The 1,596-nt window shown below is 29.1% G+C and carries 3 protein-coding genes; 1 reads left to right on the top strand and 2 read right to left on the bottom strand.

Annotated features, from left to right (window positions below; translation table 11 throughout):
* A partial coding sequence (locus ACI3VO_RS02380) for an endonuclease/exonuclease/phosphatase family protein (RefSeq protein WP_439756374.1) occupies positions 1–362 on the top strand: 362 nt, incomplete at its 5' end.
* A gap of 47 nt (positions 363–409) precedes the next feature.
* Here ACI3VO_RS02380 and ACI3VO_RS02375 read toward each other — a convergent pair.
* Complete coding sequence (locus ACI3VO_RS02375; RefSeq protein WP_439756373.1) at positions 410–817, bottom strand: ImmA/IrrE family metallo-endopeptidase; 408 nt, start codon at positions 815–817, stop codon at positions 410–412.
* A gap of 42 nt (positions 818–859) precedes the next feature.
* A complete protein-coding gene (locus ACI3VO_RS02370) occupies positions 860–1,234 on the bottom strand; it encodes a helix-turn-helix domain-containing protein (RefSeq protein ID WP_439756372.1) in 375 nt (124 codons plus the stop codon).
* Between the last annotated feature and the right edge of the window lie 362 nt (positions 1,235–1,596).

Below are 1,596 nucleotides of genomic sequence, written 5' to 3'. Positions count from 1 at the left end.
AGAGGGGTATTGCATATATAAAATTAAAAATAGACGAACATAATTGCTTAAATATAGTAAATACGCATCTAGGTCTCAATAAAACAGAGAGATTTAAGCAAATAGATGAGATATTAGATTTTGCAAAAAATATAAATGTAAAAGATAAAAATATAATCTGTGGAGATTTCAATGAAAAAAACTTGAGCATAGATAATTTCAACGATGCTTCAGTAGAATTAAAAAAAGATAATTATCCTACTTTTAGTAAAAGTAGAATAGATTATTGCTTTGTAGATAAGGCTTTAACTGTGAAGTCGTATGAAGTTGGCGATGTGTATATGTCAGATCATTTTCCAATTATGGTGGATTTTGAATTATAAAAAAATACTAAAGGGGCAGCTACAAAAATTTGCAGTCGCCCCTATGATTATTTACTAGCTAATATTATATTTTTATCTAATGTGTATTTTATTAAATAGCTCGACATATTTTCAAATTTTATATCAAATTCGCTTTCATCGAACAGCATATAAAGTGCAAATAAATTTGCTTCTCTTTCTGCATCTAGATTTTCAGCCTCGAAATTGTTTACGCCTACATGACCTAAGACTATATGGCCAAGCTCGTGGGCACATAGTATATGCTTTGATTTTTCCATGTATTTAGAATTGATTATAATAAGCGGACGGTCCTCATAAGCATATGCAAAATAAGCCTTAAGAGTCTCATTAAGCTTTGTTTGACTGACAGTAATGTTCATTTGTCTACAAATTTCAAAAGGATCATTTGTATTGTATTTTAATTTTAAATCTTCAACAGCTTTTTTGACTTTCAATAAGTTACCTCCCTCTGATAATTTACTTATCATCTAATAATCTTATTTATTTTTGTATTTATAGCTGATTATTTCGATTTGGTGTAATAATTCGTTGGCGAATTCTATTATTTCCTCGTCTGATAATTTTGTGGCATCGTAGCCACCGTATGCCATAACAGTAGGCAATTTTAATATAAATTCCATAGCAGCTTTAGCATCTTTAAATTCAGTTGGAGGTTTAGGATTGCGACCAAGTAAGTAATCTGTTGATACATCAAAATAATCTGCTATTTTAGTAAGTGTAGTTTGATCTGGAAATCTTCTACCTTGTTCATACATACCTATCGTACTACTTGAAATTCCTAAAATTTTGCTCAGCTTAGATTGGCTGAGGTTTTTAGATGTTCTTAGATTTTTTAAATTTTGTCCAAACATAATTTTTACCTCCTTTGCTAATAATTTACTTCTTCTAAAAATATATTAACACGAAATGTGTATTATTTTCAATAAATAAACACAAAAAGAATAGGAATATATTTACAAACATTATCGAAGGTGCTATTATATAAACATACACAATATGTGTGTTATTTTTAGAAAACACACGAATTGTGATAAAACATAAGAAGATTTAACTGGAGGTAAAAAAATGAGTATATACCTAGAGGAATATAAATTTTTTGTACCGAACAGCGAGAAAAAATTAATGGACATCGAAGTGAGGCATATGTTTTATAGGAGTTTATACATGGAGCTTCATCTGATGGAGGATGGCGATTACAGATTGTTTTATAATT

Source organism: Intestinibacter sp., from assembly GCF_051866655.1.
GTDB lineage: Bacteria > Bacillota > Clostridia > Peptostreptococcales > Peptostreptococcaceae > Intestinibacter.
The sequence above is the reverse complement of the archived record's forward strand: the minus strand, read 5'-3'. Positions and strand labels throughout refer to the sequence as shown.